This window comes from Aliirhizobium smilacinae (assembly GCF_006335145.1).
In the GTDB taxonomy this organism is placed as follows: Bacteria; Pseudomonadota; Alphaproteobacteria; order Rhizobiales; family Rhizobiaceae; genus Neorhizobium; species Neorhizobium smilacinae.
On record NZ_VDMN01000001.1, the window covers coordinates 344,721 to 359,727 of the forward strand.

Annotated in this window: 13 protein-coding genes and 1 tRNA gene; 5 read left to right on the top strand and 9 right to left on the bottom strand. The window is 57.9% G+C overall.

Annotated elements, in window-relative coordinates:
• Window positions 1-34 precede the first annotated feature (34 nt).
• Window positions 35-1,792, bottom strand: a complete 1,758-nt coding sequence (gene argS, locus FHP24_RS01670) for an arginine--tRNA ligase (protein ID WP_139671972.1) — start codon at window positions 1,790-1,792, stop codon at window positions 35-37.
• Between the two features lie 63 nt (window positions 1,793-1,855).
• Window positions 1,856-3,073, bottom strand: coding sequence for a deoxyguanosinetriphosphate triphosphohydrolase (locus FHP24_RS01675; protein ID WP_139671975.1), 1,218 nt, complete (start codon window positions 3,071-3,073; stop codon window positions 1,856-1,858).
• A gap of 170 nt (window positions 3,074-3,243) precedes the next feature.
• On the opposite strand from FHP24_RS01675, the gene erpA reads away from it, so the two are divergent.
• Window positions 3,244-3,573 (top strand): iron-sulfur cluster insertion protein ErpA, encoded by a 330-nt coding sequence (gene erpA / locus FHP24_RS01680; protein ID WP_139671978.1) that lies wholly within the window; start codon window positions 3,244-3,246, stop codon window positions 3,571-3,573.
• A gap of 95 nt (window positions 3,574-3,668) precedes the next feature.
• Entirely contained in the window at window positions 3,669-4,475 is an 807-nt protein-coding gene (gene xth, locus FHP24_RS01685) for an exodeoxyribonuclease III (protein ID WP_139671981.1), read from the top strand.
• 47 nt (window positions 4,476-4,522) lie between these two features.
• Here xth and exoR read toward each other — a convergent pair whose 3' ends face one another.
• The 6 genes from exoR to FHP24_RS01715 form a co-directional block, all read right to left on the bottom strand.
• Complete coding sequence (gene exoR / locus FHP24_RS01690; RefSeq protein ID WP_139671984.1) at window positions 4,523-5,317, bottom strand: exopolysaccharide production regulator ExoR; 795 nt, start codon at window positions 5,315-5,317, stop codon at window positions 4,523-4,525.
• A gap of 470 nt (window positions 5,318-5,787) precedes the next feature.
• Window positions 5,788-7,044, bottom strand: a complete 1,257-nt coding sequence (locus FHP24_RS01695) for an OmpP1/FadL family transporter (protein ID WP_139671987.1) — start codon at window positions 7,042-7,044, stop codon at window positions 5,788-5,790.
• A 353-nt stretch (window positions 7,045-7,397) separates the two neighbouring features.
• Window positions 7,398-10,313 (bottom strand): valine--tRNA ligase, encoded by a 2,916-nt coding sequence (locus tag FHP24_RS01700; RefSeq protein WP_139671990.1) that lies wholly within the window; start codon window positions 10,311-10,313, stop codon window positions 7,398-7,400.
• Window positions 10,314-10,447: 134 nt separating this feature from the next.
• Window positions 10,448-11,362 (bottom strand): DUF2497 domain-containing protein, encoded by a 915-nt coding sequence (locus FHP24_RS01705; RefSeq protein WP_139671993.1) that lies wholly within the window; start codon window positions 11,360-11,362, stop codon window positions 10,448-10,450.
• A gap of 220 nt (window positions 11,363-11,582) precedes the next feature.
• Window positions 11,583-12,236, bottom strand: coding sequence for a protein-L-isoaspartate O-methyltransferase family protein (locus FHP24_RS01710; protein WP_139671995.1), 654 nt, complete (start codon window positions 12,234-12,236; stop codon window positions 11,583-11,585).
• Between the two features lie 125 nt (window positions 12,237-12,361).
• Window positions 12,362-12,559, bottom strand: coding sequence for a hypothetical protein (locus FHP24_RS01715; protein WP_139671998.1), 198 nt, complete (start codon window positions 12,557-12,559; stop codon window positions 12,362-12,364).
• A 243-nt stretch (window positions 12,560-12,802) separates the two neighbouring features.
• Here FHP24_RS01715 and FHP24_RS01720 point away from each other — a divergent pair.
• The 3 genes from FHP24_RS01720 to FHP24_RS01730 all read left to right on the top strand — a co-directional run bounded on the left by FHP24_RS01720 (window position 12,803) and on the right by FHP24_RS01730 (window position 14,765).
• A tRNA-Cys gene (locus FHP24_RS01720) sits at window positions 12,803-12,876 on the top strand.
• A gap of 211 nt (window positions 12,877-13,087) precedes the next feature.
• Complete coding sequence (locus tag FHP24_RS01725) at window positions 13,088-13,345, top strand: DUF982 domain-containing protein (protein ID WP_180355854.1); 258 nt, start codon at window positions 13,088-13,090, stop codon at window positions 13,343-13,345.
• A gap of 778 nt (window positions 13,346-14,123) precedes the next feature.
• On the top strand, window positions 14,124-14,765 hold the full coding sequence (locus FHP24_RS01730) for an exopolysaccharide biosynthesis protein (protein ID WP_139676073.1): 642 nt from the start codon (window positions 14,124-14,126) through the stop codon (window positions 14,763-14,765).
• 59 nt (window positions 14,766-14,824) lie between these two features.
• Here FHP24_RS01730 and FHP24_RS28595 read toward each other — a convergent pair whose 3' ends face one another.
• A complete protein-coding gene (locus FHP24_RS28595; protein ID WP_180355855.1) occupies window positions 14,825-14,998 on the bottom strand; it encodes a hypothetical protein in 174 nt (57 codons plus the stop codon).
• Window positions 14,999-15,007: the final 9 nt, after the last annotated feature.

Below are 15,007 nucleotides of genomic sequence, written 5' to 3' on the forward strand. Positions count from 1 at the left end.
TCTGCCAGAGCAATATGGGCAAATGAGGGCGTTTTTAGCGCATCTCCTCCGGCGCGGCCGTGCCCGTAATACCGAGGCCAGACCTCAATACGGAAGCGACCGCACGCACCAGCCCAAGTCTGGCGATACTCAATTCTCGGTTTTTATCGTTAACAAAACGTAATTCAGGTTGTTCTTTACCTTTATTCCAGTGCGCATGGAAGAAGCTGGCCAGATCATAGAGGTAAAACGCTATGCGATGCGGCTCCTGCGAAAGTGCTGCGCTCTCGACTATCCGTGGGTATTCGGCAAGCTTGGCGACCAGCTGCAACTCGTTCGGATCGCTTATGGCACCGACTGTCGAGGCTAGATCGAGCGAATCGAAATCGAGATCCGGGAAAGCATCCTTCGCCTGCCGGAAGACCGACATGCAGCGGGCATGTGCATACTGAACGTAAAAGACCGGATTATCCTTGGACTGCTCAGTAACCTTGGCGAAATCGAAGTCCAGCGGCTCGGAATTCTTCCGGTAGAGCATCATGAAGCGAACCGAATCACGGCCAACTTCATCAACGACTTCGCGCAGGGTGACGAAATCGCCCGAACGCTTCGACATCTTGACCGGTTCGCCGTCGCGGTAAAGCTTCACCAGCTGGCACAGAAGCACCGTCAGCTTCGCCTTGCCGTCGGACACGGCACGCGCGACGGCCTCAAGCCGCTTGACGTAACCGCCGTGGTCGGCGCCAAGCACATAGATCATCTCGTCGAAGCCGCGATCATACTTCTCCTTGAAGTAGGCGACGTCGGCGGCGAAATAGGTATAGCTGCCATCGGACTTGATCAGCGGCCGGTCGATATCGTCACCGACTTCCGTCGAACGGAACAGCGTCTGGTCACGGTCTTCCCAGTCTTCCGGAAGCTGCCCCTTCGGCGGCGGCAGCTTGCCCTTGTAGACATGGCCCTTAAAGGTCAGGTCGTTGATCGCCGCACGGATCAGCTTTGCGCCTTCCGCATGCAGCGTCCGCTCCGAAAAGAACACGTCGTGATGAACATTCAGGGCTTCGAGATCCTCGCGGATCATCACCATCATCGCGGCGACAGCACGATCCTTGACGAGCGGCATCCACTCTTCTTCCGGCATGTTGTGCAGACGCGGACCGAACTCGTCGGCAAGCTCCTTGCCGACCGGCACAAGATAATCGCCAGGATAAAGCCCGGCCGGGATGTCGCCGATGGTTTCACCCAAAGCTTCGCGGTAGCGCAGGAAGACAGAGCGCGCGAGCACCTCGATCTGGCCGCCCGCGTCGTTGATGTAATATTCCTTGATGACATCGTAGCCGGCAAAGGACAGGAGATTGGCCAGCGCATCGCCGACCACAGCACCACGGCAATGACCGACATGCATCGGGCCGGTGGGGTTTGCCGAGACATATTCGACATTGGTCTTCTTGCCGGAACCGACCACCGAGCGACCGTAATCGGTGCCGGCGCTGATGATCGAGCTCAGAAGCCGCTGCCAATAACCGGTCGAAAGACGGATATTGATGAAGCCGGGTCCGGCGACGGAAACCTCGCTGACGTCAGGATCATTGCGCAATGCAGCCGAAATCAGGTCTGCCAGCGCGCGCGGATTGGTGCCCAGCGGCTTTGCCAGCACCATGGCGGCATTGGTGGCCACGTCGCCGTGGCTCTGGTCGCGCGGCGGCTCTACCGTCAATCGTCCGAAATCGACTTCGCTGCGCTTTTCCTTGATAAAATCAATCGTTTCCAGCGCATTCTTAATTCTTGTATCGAAGTCAGCAAAAAGGTTCATATCTCGTATCCACGCGCAATGCGAAGCGGGCCTTTGAAAAGCCGTTGGTGTTTGGAGGTCGGCCTAGCGCAAATCGGGAGTCTGGTCAAACAACTCCCCATGTACCCGGATGGCATAGGTGTCGGTCATCCCGGCCAGGTAATCCGACACATGCCGGGCGCGCGCGGCATCCGTCAGGCCGGAAATATGATTGACCCAGTAATGACTGCGCATCAGCGTCGGGTCGTTCATGTAGGCCGCGAAAAGATCCGTCACGATCCGTGACGCGCCCTCGCGGATGCGCATGATCTCGGGGTGGCGGTAGATGCGCGAGAACAACAGCTTCTTGATGGCGCGGTCCGTCTGAGCCATTTCCGGCGAAAACGTCGCGATAACCTGCCCTGCCGCTCTCACATCAGCCGCGCTATGCGGTCGGACCGTATCGAGATTGACCTGCGCCACGCCGATCACGTCCTCGACCATGTGGGTGATCTGGCGGCGCGTGACTTCATAGGCGAAACGCGAAGCTTCGAGGCCGGGATAACGATCCCTCACCTCTTTCATCATGCCCGCGAGGAACGGCACTTCCTCCAGCATGTCGAACGTCAGCAAGCCCGAGCGCAGCCCGTCGTCGATATCATGGGTGTTATAGGCTATGTCGTCCGAGATCGCTGCGACCTGCGCCTCCAGGCTGGCAAAGCTTGCCAGTTCGAGATCATGAAGCTGGCAATAATCGCGGATCGGCTGCGGTACCGGGCCGTGCAACCCCTTGCCATCCGGCGTCATCAGTGGACCGTTGTGCTTGACGAGACCTTCGAGGCTTTCCCAGGTCAGGTTGATGCCGTCGAAATCCGCGTAACGTCGCTCCAGCTTGGTGACGATGCGAAGCGACTGGGCATTGTGATCGAAGCCGCCAAACGGTTTCATCACCTCGTCGAGGGCATCCTCTCCCGTATGCCCGAAGGGCGTATGGCCGAAATCGTGGACGAGCGCCACGCCTTCGGCCAGATCCTCGTCGAGCTTCAAAGCACGCGCAAGCGCACGGGCGATCTGGGCGACTTCGATCGTATGGGTCAGACGAGTCCGGTAATGATCGCCGTCGGGGCTGATGAAGACCTGGGTCTTGTGTTTGAGCCGGCGAAACGCGGTCGTATGGACGATGCGGTCGCGGTCACGCTGGAACTCCGAGCGCGTCAGACTGCCGTCTTCGGGAAACAGCCGGCCCCGCGAACCCCATGGGTCCGACGCATAAACCGCCCGCTCACCGCCTCCGAAACCGAGCGCTCTGGTATCGATCGTCATGCCTTCACCTGCATTTCCATTGCAATTCCATCCCGCACGGCCCATTGACGTGCCGTTCACGCCTTCATACCTATAGTGAAACCGTGCGCAAAGCCGGTGACACCTATCTTCGAGTTATTCGGGCACCGGCCCGAAACTCACCGGGCCTTCACCCCGGCAGGAGACACGAAATGACTGAAAATGTAACCCTCTCCGATGCCGCGGCCAAGCGCATCACCCAGATCGTGTCGGCAGATGCCGGTAAGCAGGCGCTGCGCGTCTCTGTCGAAGGTGGCGGCTGCTCCGGCTTTTCCTACAAGTTCGATCTGACAGACTCGCCGCAGGACGACGACGTGGTAATCGAGAACGGGGACGCCAAGGTGCTGATCGACAGCATGTCGCTCATCTACATGGCCGGATCCGAAATCGATTTCGTCGATAACCTGCTCGGCCAATCGTTTCAGATCAAGAACCCCAACGCGGTCGCCAGCTGCGGTTGCGGTACGAGCTTCTCCATCTGATCCTTCTTTCCCGATCGGCATTTCGATCTGATCCGTCTTCCCTCCAGCGCCCGATCGTCTAAAAGAGACGAACGGAACATTAAGGTGGATACGGCATGAAGATCGCGACCTGGAACATCAACGGCGTCAAGGCGCGGATCGACAACCTGCGCCAGTGGCTTGCCGATTCATCGCCGGACATCGTCTGCCTTCAGGAAATAAAATCGATCGACGAAGGTTTTCCGCGGCTCGAGATCGAATCACTCGGCTATCATGTGGAAACGCATGGCCAGAAGGGTTTTAACGGCGTCGCTATCCTCTCGAAGACAAAACCCGACGAAGTGATGCGCGGCCTGCCGGGCGCTGAAGCTGCGGACGGCACGGTGGATGAGCAATCGCGTTATATCGAATGCGTGTTTTCCGTCGCAAGCGGCGTCATCCGGGTCGCCTCAATCTATTTGCCCAACGGCAATCCGTCCGACGACCCGGTCAAATATCCCTACAAGCTTGCCTGGATGGAACGGCTGCGTCGCCATGCGGAAAGCTGCCTTGCTCTGGAAGAGCCGCTGATCCTGGCAGGTGACTACAATGTCATCCCCGAACCGCATGACTGCTTCGATCCTGCCGTGTGGGCGACTGACGCGCTGTTCCTGCCGCAGACAAGGGAAGCCTTCCGCCGGCTGGAAAATCTCGGCCTCATCGATGCCGTGCGCGCCACGACCGACGCGACAAAACTTTATTCATTCTGGGATTATCAGGCCGGCGCATGGCCGAAGAACAACGGCATCCGCATCGACCATCTTCTGCTGTCACCGGAAGCCGCAGACCGGCTCAAGGCAACCTCGATCGAAAAACATGTTCGGGCGTGGGAAAAACCATCGGATCACGTTCCGGTGGTCGGCATATTCGATTTCGCGGCCTGATCGTCAGCCACCATCGGCCCGAACGCGCTTCTTGAGCGCTGCTCGGGTCAGTCGTCCGTATCTGCCAGCTGGTGCGACAGCGCGACCGCGCCGCGGCGATCCCGTTCGTCGGCGACGGAGAACGCCTGTTCCTGAAGCTGTTCCATCCAGCCGCAATCCTTGGCGATGCAGCGGTCCAGTGCGGCCGTCATGAAAGCCAGGCCGCGTACCGCCTGCCCTTCCTGAAAAAGAATATTACCAAACACCGCCATGGCGCCGGCATGGCCGGTCTTGCGGGCCTGATTGAGCCACTTCTTGGCCTGCTGGATGTTGGAGCCGCCGCCCTCACCCGACAGCATCATCCTGGCGAGCTGATATTGCGCTTCCGCCACGCCGAAGGTCGAGGCAACCTGAAAATAGAGCTGACGTGCCTGATAAAGATCAGGCTTTACCGGGCTTCCGGCAATTCCATGGCTATAGTAGCCGGCAAGCGACAGAAGCGCATTGACGAAGAAACCCGTATCCTCGGATCCCGGCTCCACGCCCTGAGCGGCAATTTCGTTGTATATCTTGAAGGCCGTATAGTCGTCCTTGGTCACACCATCGCCATAGGCATACATATTGGCCAGCGCCCAGCGCGAACCGGTATGGCCTTTTTCGGCGGCGTAACGATAGGCCTCGACCGCGTCTTCCTTCTGGCCGTTCTTGTAAGCCTTGAAGCCGAACTTGAAGAGATCGAACGGGCCGGACTCCTTCGACACACCTGCCTTGATGTCGAAGGCAAGAGCGTTTCCGGCACAGAATGCCGCCAGCGATATTCCAAGAAGCAATACTCTCATGGATCCAGTGCCAGACTTCCGCATGGTTCAGTTTCTTTCGACCCGCGCACGGCTGGGAGCCGAGGCGTGCATTATTGGCCGTGCGTACGAAAGATCAGGACAAGACGATCCCGACATTTCGCCTCCCGATAGGCGAGAGAAACTGTAGGTTCCATTTTCGGCAAGACTTGGACCCCAAAACAAGGTTGCTGCGAAAGCGGAAAACGAATTCGAAATCCGTCTGTCCGAACCAGCAAAGCCCCGTTTATCTTCAGAAAACCCGCCCATGATACTCCAACATGCACATTCCGCCCCCGCAGTCCGTGCTCTCTACTTCCCTACCGCTGCGCTTCGTTTGTGGCGGGAAATGGACAAAAGTCCTAGCCTTGAAGCGCGGCGTGATCGTCACAAAAAAGTGTTGCGAAATCGTCACAACATTTTAGTGGTCGCGCGAATAACCAGCCAAGAAAAAGCCCGATCGAAACCGGGCTTTTGTCTGCTCATGCAAGCTGAGATCAGAAACGAACCTTTATACCCGTCGAGATCGCAGCGACGATATCGTCGTCGAAATCGTAGTTCGCTCTCTGGCCGTAAGTCTGGCCGTCCAGCACAACGGTGCGGGAAGAGCCGCCCGTCATCAGACCGAGAACGCCAGCGAGACGGAATTCGACATTTTTGGTGGGCGAGTAGCTACCAAGCACGCCGAGTGCCCAAGTATCTGTCTGCGAGCCGAAGCCCTGCGACGTACCGCGATCCCAGGTCAGGCTGACGGCACCGCTCCACTGTTCAGTGAACTTGTGACCGACCCCCCCCATGACCGTCCAGCCGTCCCGGTAGCCGAGGTCGAGTGTTGTGACCTGAGTGCCGGCAGCACATACACCTGCAACCCCGGAAGAGCAGAAGAACGGCACCTTCTGCAACTGACTCCAATCGACCCACTTCACTGAACCGAAGGCCAACCAGTCGGGCGCGATACCGGATTGCACCTTGAGTTCAAGAACGTCCGGCATGGCCTGAGAGCCATAAACGTCGAATTTTGGGGTGCCAGAAACCTGGGAGAGATTAAGCGTGCCGGTGATATCGTTCAGCTTGACTTCGCTATTATAGACCAGGCTGGCACGGAATGCGTATTCCGGAATTTCGTAGGCAACACCTGCACGCCAACCCCAGCCCTCGCCTTCCAAATCAAGACGACCAACGCCCGAAAGTGGAAATCCGGCCGGAAAAGCCTGAACCAGACGTTCCTGGAAGCCATAGACTTCCTGATAGAAGCCACCGCCGATCAGGCGAAGCTGCCCCGGTCCCATATCAAAACGATAAGAACAGGTTAGCGCGTAGTTGCGGCTCTGGACCTTGGTCTCGACATCCTCGTTTGCGCCTGCCCAGTTGGTGCCAGGATTCTTGTGCGCGCCCCATGGTTCCGAGTAATCGAACATGCAGTCCGTAGCATCACCTATACCGGCCTTCGCGCCGATACGAGGCGACCAGTAGTTCTCGCTGCCATCTGCCGACGTCGGCAGGCCCGTCAGATCACCGCCACCGGCGGTTCCCCCCGCAGGGTTGAACGGCGTCGGATCCGTATCCCTGACATTCTTCAGCTTGCGATCCGGCATCACAAACGTCGATGTCGCTTCCGCCGTGAAGCGTGACGTATCGAACAAGAGATCGATATTGTAACCGCCGCGCTCAAGCCCTCCCGCGAGCGCTGGTGATTGCAGAATCCCGACCGCCGCCGCAGCCAGAAATCCGCCAGAAACAAAGCGTCTTACCATGTTATCTCCCATTCCCGGTAAGTTACCGGCACCACTGTAAATGGCTGAACCTAAACAACAACTTTCGGCTGTCGGGACGACTGCAATGCACAATCGCTCAAAATTTACGTAAGCTCTTCAGCAACGGGGAGAGAATCGGCCGACAAGAGATGAAATTACCTGCGGAATTGACAAATCGCAGCCGGCTGTAGAATTTTATCTTGTGGTAACATGCGGTTGTGACCTTCTCGCAACATCGCGGATTTCTCCGGTTGCGCAGTCGCACAATAAATCAATAGGACATGTAAACGCACGCAAAAATGCCGCACCCATGACTGGATGCGGCATTTGAAGTTAATGAAACCATTTGAAAATCAGCCGGCTTCGGCGATCCGGATCAGCGCGATCTTGAGGTTGGCAAGCTGCACTTCGAGTTCCGCGTAACGCTCGCGGTCTGCCGCCACCACTTCCGGATCGGCATTGGCGATGAACTTCTCGTTGGAGAGCTTCTTGTTCAAGCGCTCCATTTCCTGTTCCGTCTTGACGATCGCCTTTTCGATACGAGCCTTTTCGGCAGCCAGATCGATCAGGTTGCCGAGCGGCAGGCACACGGTCGCTTCGCCGACAACGATCTGCGCAGCACCTTTCGGCGCAACATCCGCCGGGTCGATGCTTTCGACGCGCGCCAGCCGCTTGATCGCAGCTTCGTTGCGACGCATGCGGAAGGCGGTCACCTCATTGGCGCCGACGACGATCAGCGGTGCGGTGGCGGACGGCGGCACGTTCATTTCCGAACGGGCGGAACGCAGGCCGGAAACGAGATCGACCAGCCAGTTGATCTCGCCGGCTGCGTCTTCATCGCTGAAATCGGCCGTCGGCCAGTCGCCATGCGCGAGAAGACCGTCACGCTCTGCCGTATGCTCCCACAGTTCTTCCGTCATGAACGGCATGAACGGATGCAAAAGCGCATAGGTCTTTTCCATGACATAGGCCATGCAGGCCTGTGCTTCCGCCTTCGCCTGTTCGTCCTCACCCATGAAGACCGGCTTCAGCAATTCGACATACCAGTCGCAGACCTGGTTCCAGACGAATCGGTAGAGACCGCCGGCCGCTTCATTGAAACGATGCGTCTCGATCGCGGTGGTGACTTCGTCCACCGTCTTCGAAAGTTCGGTCAGGATCCAGCGATTGACCGTCAGCTTGGCATCTTCCGGCTTGAAGGCGGCATCGCGGGCAACGCCGTTCATCTCGCCGAATCGCGTGGCGTTCCACAGCTTGGTGCCGAAGTTGCGGTAACCGGCAATGCGGGCCGGATCAAGCTTCACGTCCCTACCCTGCGCGGCCATGATGGCCAGCGTGAAGCGCAGCGCATCGGCGCCGTATTCGTCGATCAGGTCGAGCGGATCGATGACGTTGCCCTTGGACTTCGACATCTTCTGACCATTCTTGTCGCGAACCAGCGCGTGGACGTAAACGGTGTTGAACGGCTCGACCGGATTGCCTTCGGCGTCCTTCATGAAGTGCATGCCCATCATCATCATCCGGGCCACCCAGAAGAAGATAATGTCGAAACCGGTGACGAGCACGTTGGTCGGGTAATAGCGCGCCAGTTCCGGCGTCTTGTCCGGCCAGCCGAGCGTCGAGAATGGCCACAGTGCAGACGAGAACCAGGTATCGAGAACGTCTTCGTCACGGGTCAGGATTTCGCCCGGCAGGAAGTTCTCAAGCTTTTCCTGAACCCAGGCCTTCCAGGGACCTTCATGCGCAAGATAATGCTGGATAGCAGCCTCAAGCGCTTCTTCCTCGCTTTTTTCAACGAAGCACTGACCATCCGGTCCATACCAGGCCGGGATCTGGTGGCCCCACCAGAGCTGGCGCGAAATGCACCACGGCTCGATGTTCTCCATCCAGTCAAAATAGGTCTTTTCCCAGTTCTTTGGCACGAAGTTGGTACGGCCCTCGCGAACGGAAGCGATTGCAGGCTCCGCGAGCGTCTTGGCGTCGGCAAACCACTGGTCGGTCAGCATCGGCTCGATGACGACGCCGGAGCGGTCGCCGAACGGCTGCATGATCTTCTTCTTTTCGACATAGGGAATGTCGTTGCCTTCGGCATCATTGACCGTGACGGCAAGGCCTTCGGCATTGATCGCCTCGATGATCCTCGTGCGGGCAACCATACGATCGAGACCACGATATTCTTCCGGCACGAGATTGATCTCGTCGACATCGCTTTCGTTCGGCAACTCGCCGGACTTGGCGATTTCGAGCGCCTTGGCCGCATAGACGGCATAAGCCTCGCCGTCTTCACGCATCGACGCCGTCGTATCCATCAGGCGGTAGAGCGGAATCCGGTTGCGCTTGGCGACCTGATAGTCGTTGAAATCGTGCGCGCCGGTGATCTTGACGGCGCCGGAGCCGAAATCCGGTTCCGGATATTCGTCGGTGATGATCGGGATCAGGCGGCGATGCTCTTTCGGGCCAACCGGGATCTCGCAGAGTTTTCCGATGATCGGTGCATAACGCTCATCCGACGGATGAACAGCAACCGCGCCGTCGCCCAGCATGGTTTCCGGGCGGGTCGTGGCGATCGAGATGTAATTGCGCTCTTCGGAGAGGACGATATTTCCGTCCGCATCCTTCTCGACATAGGTATAGGTTTCGCCGCCGGCCAGCGGATACTTGAAGTGCCACATATGGCCGTCAACTTCCTTGGACTCTACTTCGAGGTCGGAAATCGCCGTCTCGAATTTCGGATCCCAGTTGACCAACCGCTTGCCGCGATAAATCAGGCCTTCCTTGTAGAGTGAGACGAAGACTTCGAGCACGGCCTTCGACAGGCCCTCGTCCATGGTGAAGCGCTCGCGCGACCAGTCGCAGGAAGCGCCAAGACGCTTCAGCTGGTTGAAGATCACGCCGCCGGATTCGGCCTTCCAGTCCCATACGCGCTCGACGAAAGCCTCACGGCCCATCTCGCGGCGGCCGGGGAGCTGGCGCTCCATCAGCTGGCGCTCGACGACCATCTGAGTGGCGATGCCGGCATGGTCCATGCCCGGCTGCCACAATACGTCCTTGCCGCGCATGCGCTCGAAGCGGACCATGATGTCCTGCAGCGTATTGTTGAGCGCGTGGCCCATATGCAGCGAACCCGTCACATTCGGCGGCGGAATCACAATGGTGAACGTGTCCGCACCCGGCTTGGCATTGGCGCCGGCGCGGAAAGCATCGGCATCGTCCCAGGCCTTGGCGATCTTCGGTTCAACGGCGGCGGAGTCGTAGGTCTTCTCGAGCATTTCCTGACCTGTTTTTCTTTTATGAATAAGATGGTGCGGTGTTAAAGAGATGGGGCACCGGTAGTCAATAAAAAAGCCGCCCCGTTACCGGAGCGGCCATATTCAATAACGCCAGAGCCGAAATATCGGCTCGATTAACGGCGGGGACCGCGGGCGACGCGCTCGATTTCTTCCCGCACGAGACGCTCGACGAGCGTCGGCAGATTGTCGTCCAGCCATTCCTGCAGCATCGGGCGAAGCATTTCCTGGGCCATTTCCTCGACGGAGCGGCGCTGCAAGCCGTCGAAAACCTCAGCCAGCTCGCCGAACGATTTTGCCACCTGCGCACCTGCCGCTTCGGACAGAAGGCCAGCCATGGCCGCGATCGACGTTCCAGCCGGAGCAATGTCCGTCTGCGTTTCCGTTTGCAGAGGCTGATGCGGCGCCTCGACGGGCTCCGGCATTTCCGGCTCGGAAACCACAGCGTCCTGCGATGGCTCGGCAGCAAGCTGATACGGGGCCTCTTGTTCCGCTGGCGGCGCTGTTTCGATCAAGGCCGGACGGCTTGGCTCCCGGATTGCCACGTCGGCAAAAGAAGGGCGCAGTTCAGGTAGCGCCAGGGAAATCACCGGTGCAGAAGGCTCCCTGAACGCGGCTGGCGTTACCGTTTCGGTGCTGGACGATGCCGTATCAGGCGCCAGAGAGGACGGCACATCCGCTCCACCAAAAGACCGGGATACCGCCATGTCCTGGTGGCGCGCGGAGGCGGCACGAACCCTGGCAGCAACATCGGCAAGCGACAGCGATCTTTCTGCCGCAGCAGGAGCCTCAACCGGCTCCGCCCGCACGGCAAATTCCGGCTGGCGCGGAAGGCCGGCGTCATTGGCAGCCAGATCGGGGGCGAAAGCGCCTTCGTCATCAAAGCTTTCAAGCTCGTCTTCATCGTAAGCGGAAGATGCGCCATGCAGGCCAGCCGTATCCGAACCCGGATCATTGCTTTCGATGATCCGGCGGATCGACGCCAGTATCTCCTCCATGGAGGGTTCACGCGCTACATTTGGCTGAGCCATTTCGTCCTCGTAATTGCCAAGTTCTGCCGCCTGTTCGACGGTCGTAACCTTGTCCTCAGTGTAAGGGCTTGGCGACAAGACACAATGTGACGAGGAGCGGCAAAGATGGCGATACACAGATTTTGCACAGGCATTGAGTCCTCTGCGCAACAACCTCCATGGGCCGAAAACGAAAAAGGGGCGCCAGGCGCCCCTCGTCAGATGGTCACTGACACCCGAATCAGAAGACGAATTCCCTGATTTTGCCGAAGCCCGGCAGCGGCTTTACGGAAAGATTGAAACGCGAGCTTTCGGAGATCGCGCCGTGTTCCTTGAGCAAGATTTTCGCCTGCGCGGCGTTTCCATAACCGACGACAGCAACGAGCCGTCCGCCCTCGGTGAGTTGATCCAGAAGCGCAGAAGGCACCTCTTCCACCGCGCCATTGACGAAAATAAGATCATAGGGTGCGTTGGGCGCATGGCCCTTGGTCAGCTCGCCGGTGACGACATCCACGTTCTGACAGTCCAAAGACTTCAGATTGCCGGCAGCCAGTTCGGCCAAGGCCGGATCGCTTTCGAGCGCTGTCACCGAACCTGCCAGCCGCGACAGCAGGGCGGCCACATAACCGCTGCCCGTTCCGATTTCCAGAACCCTGTCATCCTTGGTGATTTCGGCCGCCTGAAGCAACTTGGCCAAGGGTGACGCCTCCATGAGATAGCGACCGGGTGACAGTTCGATATCCGCATCGAGATAAGCCAGCGGCTTTGCCTTTTCAGGCACGAACGCCTCGCGCGCCACCGAAAAAAAGGCGCGCAGAACCGAATGCGACGTTACGTCAGTGGTCCGGATCTGGTGTTCCACCATCTTTATCCGGGCAGCCTCGAAATCTATCATGTCCTGCGCCTCGTATCCTGTTTGCCGACCGTATTACTGGCGCAAGCCGCCGGTTTCAAGACGGTGCGTGACGGCTCGATGAGAAACCGCCATCGTCCTGTTCCGCCGAACGGTCCCAACAGGCTTCAGGAATGAGGCCTTAAAGGCTCGTTGAGCTTTTTCGCCACCGAATAATCCTGCTCATAGGAGGACCGCAGGCCGGCTGCGCCATCGAATTGCGGCTGGCGCGCAATCACCGCGGCGAACAGGCCATCCGGATACGTGCCGGTTCCTTCAGCATCGACAACAGACGGGCGAAACGCATTGACGAATTTGGTGAGCACGGATCCGATCCTCCATTCGCGGGAATTGCGACCATAAAAGCGCGCGACGCGCCTTCTGGTTCCAGGCTGGCGTAAAGAAGTTGAAAATTAACCATGACACGTGGCAGGACTTGGGTGGACGTATGAAATTTCTGCGACACCGGATGCGACAAGAAAAATATGCGGGTTGGCCTTCAAGGCGCTTGCGCGGCAATTCGATTCGTTCTAAACGCCCCGGCACACACCGCAAAATACTGCATGGATGGCCTCGTGGCGGAGTGGTGACGCAGAGGACTGCAAATCCTCGTACCCCGGTTCAATTCCGGGCGAGGCCTCCAATCTCCCCTTGAACATACCCTGTGATCGAACATTCGCCGCGGAACTGTTGTCGCGTGTATATATCGCCTCCCCATCCGTGGTTGCGGCATTCAAACTTGAATGCGCGTCTTGGCCTCCGCGTCCCGCTTTGCGACCTTGAAAAATCCGATCGAGACCCCGGAACCTTACCTATCCTCACCCGTTTTCTGCGCCGCGATGAAGGTGCAGCAGATGAACGATATGTATATCCAGAATCCGATTTTATGGTCCCAGCCGGTACGCGTGAGGGTCGGCTACGGTTTTCAGGAGACGATCAGAGGCCCGCGCGAAGCGCTTGAATATCTGAAATGGCGCTGGCCGGTTCGGGACGGTGTCTATTACCTGAAAGCTCTGAAGGAATGTGCCGAATCCCTGCAGCGGCAGGTTTCACTCGACACCGTGAGAGAGACCTTCGTGCTCGCCAGCATAGAAGCGAAAATGCTCGGATGACCGGCCGATCGAAACCAGCCGTCATTTAACCGATCATTTACAATTCCCATTAGGCCATTTTTTAAATCACGCCGCCTAATCATGTCCGAAGCGGCGATGTTGCCGCCAGAACCTTTTTTTCAGAAGGATCGCCATGACGGCGATGATCGACATGAAGCTCACTTTTTCAGACGCCTTTGCGGCGCTCGCGACCATCATATCGCTTTCTAGCATACTCTATGTTCTGCATATGGTACTGGCACTCTTCTAGATCCAGCTTCCAAAAACCACTTCCAGCACCCCGCCTGATCGCCACGAACCGACACCTCGACAGATCCGAACGTCTCCCTGCGCGCCGCTGCAAAATGCTAAAAATAAGCCTTTTGCAAGCCATCAAGTCACGCTCTCCATTCTCCGTCAATTTTCCTGCCGAATTGGTTCAATCCGACAGCTGCGGCATTTTGCCGGGTAACAATTTTTGCATCGAAAGCACGTTGGTGATAACATCCACGTGTACCGGTCGGGAAGGAACCCGGTATCGAACATGCAGTAGGAGGAGACTGGCATGCACTACGTTGAATTTTTCACATCCATCAATCCCATTGTTCTCGGCGTTTTGGCCGTGGTCGTTATTTGCGGCGTCTATGACCACTGGCTAGAGACACACCAAAAGTAGCAAAAACGCAGAAATACATCTCGGATCAGGCTCCATTTCCCGCAGAAGTAGGAGCTTCGACTTTGCTTGATGAGCTGTTGCTGCTATCCATTGCCACCCCTGTGGCGGCAATGGAGTATGGTTTTGCACGCGAAATTCGACTTTCAGGACACCAGTACTTCGCTGAGTGAAACTCTTCGGGATCTCATCAGAGGCATTCAGGGACCAACGGTATCCCTGCGGGATCTGATGGAGCGGATCGGGGAACAGGGACTGCTGCTTGTTTGCGCCGTCGCCGCGCTGCCGTTTCTCATTCCAGTTTCTATTCCCGGAGTGAGTACCGTCTTCGGCGCGGCTATCATCCTAATCAGCATAGCCATCACACTCAACCGGATGCCCTGGTTGCCGAGCAAGATCCTGGATCGCCAACTCGATACCCAGAAGCTTATTCCGGCGCTGGATAAAGGCGCCAACATCGTCTCCCGCCTGGACCGCTTTCTCAAACCGCGTCTGCGTAGTTTGACGACCGGAGCGGCCGTCAATCGGTTGAACGGGCTTGCGATCACGCTTGCGGGCGTACTGCTGATGTTTCCCCTGGGCCTGATCCCCTTCTCAAACACGCTTCCCGGTATAGCCATCCTTCTGCTTGCGGCAGGCATATTGCAGCGGGACGGCGCGGTCGTGCTCGCAGGCCACTTCTTCAATGTGATCACGATCGTCTATTTCGGGGTTCTTGCCTATGCAGCCTTCAGCGCGGGCCAAGGGCTTGCCACTTTCTTCAGCTGATCCGGCCAAGCCGCTCAGGCTACATAAAAACATCCTGGCACGGCGCAACCGTGTCGGCATTATTGCAGGTTCAATCTGAGCTGGATCCCCTTTGGGATATTCGGCTTTCGCAGCGAGGCTAGCTGCACCCGCTCGTAAACTTCCTTGCGCTGCTTGTCATGACGCTCCCGTAACGCACGGGAAGCGGCGACCATGGCAAGGGCGCGTTCTGCGACATCTTCGGCACGTTTCATCTGCACCTC

What these genes read in the sequence shown, in the direction of transcription:
- argS (WP_139671972.1), bottom strand. Translation starts at nt 1,792, where the DNA reads ATGAACCTTTTTGCTGACTTCGATACAAGAATTAAGAATGCGCTGGAA.
- FHP24_RS01675 (WP_139671975.1), bottom strand. Translation starts at nt 3,073, where the DNA reads ATGACGATCGATACCAGAGCGCTCGGTTTCGGAGGCGGTGAGCGGGCG.
- erpA (WP_139671978.1), top strand. Translation starts at nt 3,244, where the DNA reads ATGACTGAAAATGTAACCCTCTCCGATGCCGCGGCCAAGCGCATCACC.
- xth (WP_139671981.1), top strand. Translation starts at nt 3,669, where the DNA reads ATGAAGATCGCGACCTGGAACATCAACGGCGTCAAGGCGCGGATCGAC.
- exoR (WP_139671984.1), bottom strand. Translation starts at nt 5,317, where the DNA reads ATGCGGAAGTCTGGCACTGGATCCATGAGAGTATTGCTTCTTGGAATA.
- FHP24_RS01695 (WP_139671987.1), bottom strand. Translation starts at nt 7,044, where the DNA reads ATGGTAAGACGCTTTGTTTCTGGCGGATTTCTGGCTGCGGCGGCGGTC.
- FHP24_RS01700 (WP_139671990.1), bottom strand. Translation starts at nt 10,313, where the DNA reads ATGCTCGAGAAGACCTACGACTCCGCCGCCGTTGAACCGAAGATCGCC.
- FHP24_RS01705 (WP_139671993.1), bottom strand. Translation starts at nt 11,362, where the DNA reads ATGGCTCAGCCAAATGTAGCGCGTGAACCCTCCATGGAGGAGATACTG.
- FHP24_RS01710 (WP_139671995.1), bottom strand. Translation starts at nt 12,236, where the DNA reads ATGATAGATTTCGAGGCTGCCCGGATAAAGATGGTGGAACACCAGATC.
- FHP24_RS01725 (WP_180355854.1), top strand. Translation starts at nt 13,088, where the DNA reads ATGAACGATATGTATATCCAGAATCCGATTTTATGGTCCCAGCCGGTA.
- FHP24_RS28595 (WP_180355855.1), bottom strand. Translation starts at nt 14,998, where the DNA reads ATGAAACGTGCCGAAGATGTCGCAGAACGCGCCCTTGCCATGGTCGCC.